General features: G+C 65.2%; 6 protein-coding genes. 3 read left to right on the plus strand and 3 right to left on the minus strand.

Features of this window, described 5'->3' with window-relative positions; translation table 11 throughout:
- Window positions 1-24 precede the first annotated feature (24 nt).
- From ACFTZB_RS43435 to ACFTZB_RS43445, 3 genes are all read right to left on the minus strand, one after another.
- Complete coding sequence (locus tag ACFTZB_RS43435) at window positions 25-192, minus strand: DUF5302 domain-containing protein (protein WP_015890240.1); 168 nt, start codon at window positions 190-192, stop codon at window positions 25-27.
- An 86-nt stretch (window positions 193-278) separates the two neighbouring features.
- Window positions 279-797: a pyridoxamine 5'-phosphate oxidase family protein gene (locus ACFTZB_RS43440; RefSeq protein WP_378441861.1), complete on the minus strand. Its 519-nt coding sequence runs from the start codon at window positions 795-797 to the stop codon at window positions 279-281.
- A gap of 38 nt (window positions 798-835) precedes the next feature.
- Window positions 836-1,537 carry an IclR family transcriptional regulator gene (locus ACFTZB_RS43445; protein ID WP_087556569.1) on the minus strand — a complete coding sequence of 234 codons (702 nt, stop codon included), beginning with the start codon at window positions 1,535-1,537 and terminating at the stop codon, window positions 836-838.
- A 138-nt stretch (window positions 1,538-1,675) separates the two neighbouring features.
- Between ACFTZB_RS43445 and leuC the strand changes: the two genes are divergently transcribed.
- The 3 genes from leuC to ACFTZB_RS43460 form a co-directional block, all read left to right on the plus strand.
- Entirely contained in the window at window positions 1,676-3,097 is a 1,422-nt protein-coding gene (leuC, locus tag ACFTZB_RS43450) for a 3-isopropylmalate dehydratase large subunit (protein ID WP_378441864.1), read from the plus strand.
- Between the two features lie 27 nt (window positions 3,098-3,124).
- Complete coding sequence (gene leuD / locus ACFTZB_RS43455; RefSeq protein ID WP_378441866.1) at window positions 3,125-3,733, plus strand: 3-isopropylmalate dehydratase small subunit; 609 nt, start codon at window positions 3,125-3,127, stop codon at window positions 3,731-3,733.
- A gap of 158 nt (window positions 3,734-3,891) precedes the next feature.
- Window positions 3,892-4,433: HU family DNA-binding protein (locus ACFTZB_RS43460; RefSeq protein ID WP_378441869.1), on the plus strand; the 542-nt coding region annotated here is incomplete at its 3' end.

The following is a 4,433-nucleotide window of genomic DNA, read 5'->3' on the forward strand; positions in this document are numbered from 1 at the left end:
CTATATATACGGAGAGCGCGTCGTTTATCCGGTCTTGCGCCGGAATTCGCGTTTGTGGTCGGCAGGTCCGTGCGCCTCGTGCACCTTGGAATGCGCGTCCTTGTGATCGGCGGACAGCCCGGCCTGATGATTTTTCCGCTCGAGTGCTTCGCGGAATTTCTTTTTCGTGTCCTCGTTATCGGCGTCAGTCACGGTGAACTCCCTCGGGTAGTCGGTTCACTCTGTGAAGCTACGCCGAGGGCACCGAGAATTCTCCTGTTTTTCCGCCCTGCCCGGTGTCAGGAGTGGCGGTCGGCCGTCTCCAGGTACGCCGCGGTGGTTCCGCCCACGGGCATCGCGGGAAGGCCGAGCTTGGCATGGTCCCAGCTTCTGATGCGTTCGGGAACGATCCGCACGACCACCCGCTTGTACAGCAGCTGATCGATGGCGGGCCGCAGATCGTCGGTGTAGGGCCCGGTGTAGCGTTCCCACACGCTGACGCCGACGGCGAACATCGCGTCGGGATCTTCCACGATCTCCGCCCGGCCCTCGATCGACACTCCGCGCAGCGTGTCGTAGGTCTGGCCGTCCTCGATCAGGACGGTGACCCGGTCGTCGCGGCGCAGGTTGACCGCCTTCTGTGATTTGGCCTTCGTCTCGAACCAGATCTCGCCGTCGATCACGGCGTACCACATGGCGACCAGATGGGCCCTGCCGTCCGCTGCCACCGTCGCCAGCGTGGCGATCCGGCTCCGGTCCACGAATTCGGCGATCTCCGAATCCGTCATCGTGATCTGCGATCGTTGGTTCTTCCCCATCGGCTTCTCCTGTCGCGGTGTGTGTCGGTCGTGAGAGGTCACAGTCTCTTGTGCAACGCCTCCGCGGCGGCGAGGAGGTCGGCCGCCCACCGGGCGCCGGGGCGCCTGCCCATCCTGTCGATGGGGCCGGACACCGAAATCGCCGCGATGACAGCGCCCGCGGAGTCCCGCACGGGTGCGGCGACACTGGCGACGCCGGGTTCACGCTCGGCGGCGCTCTGTGCCCAGCCGCGACGGCGGACCTCGAGCAGCACGCGCTCGCCGAACGCCGCGTCGGGAAGAACTGTGCGCTGGGTCTGCGGGTCTGCCCAGGCGAGGAGGACCTTGGCACCGGAGCCGGCGCTCATCGGGAGGCGTGCCCCGACGAGGACGGTGTCGCGGAGGCCGGTGGGTGGCTCCATCGCCGCGATGCAGATGCGTTGCGTACCTTCCCTGCGGTACAGCTGCACACTCTCGCCGGTGATCTCGCGCAGTCGCGGAAGGACCAGAGCCGCCGCCGAGACGAGCGGATCGTTAGCCGTTGCAGCGAGTTCGGCGAGGCCGGGACCGGGGCACCACAGCCCGTCGGAATCACGCGTCAGGAGGCGGTGGACCTCGAGTCCGACGGCCAGCCGGTGGGCGGTGGCGCGGGGGAGTCCGGTGCGCGAGCACAGTTCGGTGAGGCTGCAGGGCTTCTCGGCCACGGCGTGGAGCACGCCCACCGCTTTGTCAAGGACCCCGATGCCGCTATGCTGTCTCATAGGTCGATACCACTTTCTCGCATATTGGGATCATAGCGCACCTTCGTCTCACGTCGAGTGCGTGTCCGGGAAGAGGGTAACGACAACAAGCGCACGGCGGACCGGCCCGAAGCCCGCGGTGCGAGAGGACACACAGAGGTGGAGAAGATGGCGGAGAAAGCACGCACCCTGGCAGAGAAGGTGTGGGACGACCACGTCGTGGTCCGGGGTGAGGGAGACAACCCCGACCTCATCTACATCGATCTGCATCTCGTTCACGAAGTGACGAGTCCGCAGGCATTCGACGGACTTCGGCTGGCGGGGCGCCCGCTGCGCAGGCCGGACCTGACGATCGCCACCGAGGACCACAACGTCCCCACCGTCGACATCGACAAGCCGATCGCGGACCCCGTCTCCAGGACCCAGGTGGACACGCTCCGGCGCAACTGCGAGGAATTCGGCGTCCGGCTGCACCCGATGGGAAACATCGACCAGGGCATCGTCCACGTCGTCGGCCCGCAACTCGGTCTCACCCAGCCCGGTATGACCGTGGTGTGCGGCGACAGCCACACATCCACCCACGGCGCGTTCGGTGCGATCGCGATGGGTATCGGCACCAGTGAGGTCGAACACGTCATGGCGACGCAGACGCTGTCGCTGCGTCCGTTCCGGACGATGGCGATCACCGTCGACGGCGAATTGCCCGAGGGCGTGACGAGCAAAGATCTCATTCTGGCCGTCATCGCGAAGATCGGGACCGGCGGAGGCCAGGGCTACGTCCTGGAGTGCCGCGGCGAAGCGATCCGGAAGATGTCGATGGAAGCGCGGATGACCATCTGCAACATGTCCATCGAGGCGGGCGCGCGGGCGGGCATGATCGCCCCGGACGAGATCACCTACGAATTCATCAAGGGGCGCCCGCACGCGCCGAAGGGCGCCGACTGGGACGCCGCGGTGGCGGCCTGGGAGCAGTTGAAGACCGACGAGGGCGCGGTTTTCGACAACGAGGTCCACATCGACGCGAGCTCGCTGACGCCGTTCGTGACCTGGGGCACCAACCCGGGGCAGGGTCTGCCGCTCGGTGAGGCCGTGCCGGATCCGGAGAAGATCGTGGACGAGAGCGAACGTCACGCCGCGGAGAAGGCGTTGACCTACATGGGTCTCGAAGCCGGAACTCCGTTGCGTGAGGTGGCGATCGACACAGTGTTCGTGGGTTCGTGCACCAATGGCCGGATCGAGGATCTGCGGGCCGTGGCCGACGTGTTGCGCGGAAGGCACGTCGCCGACGGCGTCCGGATGCTGATCGTGCCGGGTTCGATGCGCGTGCGCGCCCAGGCCGAAAAGGAGGGTCTCGGCGAGATCTTCACCGCCGCCGGCGCCGAATGGCGGCAGGCGGGGTGCTCGATGTGCCTCGGCATGAACCCGGATCAGCTCGCGCCCGGTGAGCGTTCGGCGTCCACGTCCAACCGCAATTTCGAAGGCCGTCAAGGCAAGGGCGGGCGGACTCATCTGGTTTCGCCGCTGGTCGCCGCCGCGACGGCAGTCCGGGGAACCCTGTCCGCGCCGTCAGATCTGGCCTAGGACCCAAGGAATTTAGGAGATTTTTCGATGGAATCCTTTAGCACACACAAAGGTATCGGCGTTCCGCTGCGGCGATCCAATGTGGACACGGACCAGATCATCCCGGCGGTCTACCTGAAACGAGTGACCCGCACCGGTTTCGAGGACGGTCTGTTCGCCGCGTGGCGGAGCGATCCGAATTTCGTTCTCAACGTCGCGCCGTACGACAAGGGCAGCGTTCTGGTCGCGGGACCGGACTTCGGCACGGGCTCCTCCCGCGAGCACGCCGTGTGGGCGCTATCCGACTTCGGATTTCGGGTCGTGATCGCCTCTCGGTTCGCGGACATCTTCCGGGGTAACGCCGGCAAGGCCGGTCTGCTGGCCGCCCAGGTGTCCCAGTCGGACGTCGAACTGCTGTGGAAGTTGCTCGACGAACAGCCCGGTCTCGAATTGATCGTCGACCTCGAGAACAAGACGGTGACGGCCGGAACCACCGTGGTGCCCTTTGCGATTGATGACTACACGCGGTGGCGTCTGATCGAGGGTCTGGACGACATCGGATTGACATTACGGCAGGTAGAAGCCATTTCCGAGTTCGAAAAGGCAAGGCCTTCTTGGAAACCTGTGACTCTTCCGGAGCCCACTTCCGCCGACTGAAAGTTGGAATCGGAGCCCTGTCTCCCAGATAATAAGTTCCTGAGAATGGTGCCGCGTTGTTCGAGAATTGGCGTGGCACATAGACTCCTGCGGTATTCAGGTTTACCGTAGTTCGTAGTCGGTCCGATGATGGACCATTAGTTCGCGGAGGAATTTCAATGAATAAGGCAGAGCTCATCGATGTTCTGACCGAGAAACTGGGCACGGACAGGCGCACGGCAACGGAAGCTGTCGAGCATGTCGTGGACACGATCGTCCGGGCAGTGCACCGTGGCGACAGCGTGACCATCACCGGTTTCGGCGTCTTCGAGCAGCGGCGTCGTGCGGCACGTGTCGCGCGTAACCCGCGCACGGGTGAGACCGTCAAGGTCAAGCCGACGTCGGTGCCGGCGTTCCGTCCGGGCGCTCAGTTCAAGGCGGTTATCGCTGGCGGCCAGAAGCTTCCGGCCACCGGCCCGGCAGTCAAGCGCGGCGCAGCGGCGCCCGCCACCAAGGCCGCCGCCAAGAAGGCTGCTGCCAAGAAGACGGCAGCGAAGAAGACCGCCGCCAAGAAGGCTGCACCGGCCAAGACTGCGGCAGCGAAGAAGACCGTCGCGAAGAAGGTCGCTCCCGCCAAGACTGCGGCAGCGAAGAAGACCGTCGCGAAGAAGGTCGCTCCCGCCAAGACTGCGGCAGCGAAGAAGACCGCAGCCAAGAAGGC

The organism is Rhodococcus sp. NPDC057014, assembly GCF_042673295.1.
In the GTDB taxonomy this organism is placed as follows: domain Bacteria; phylum Actinomycetota; class Actinomycetes; order Mycobacteriales; family Mycobacteriaceae; genus Rhodococcus_F.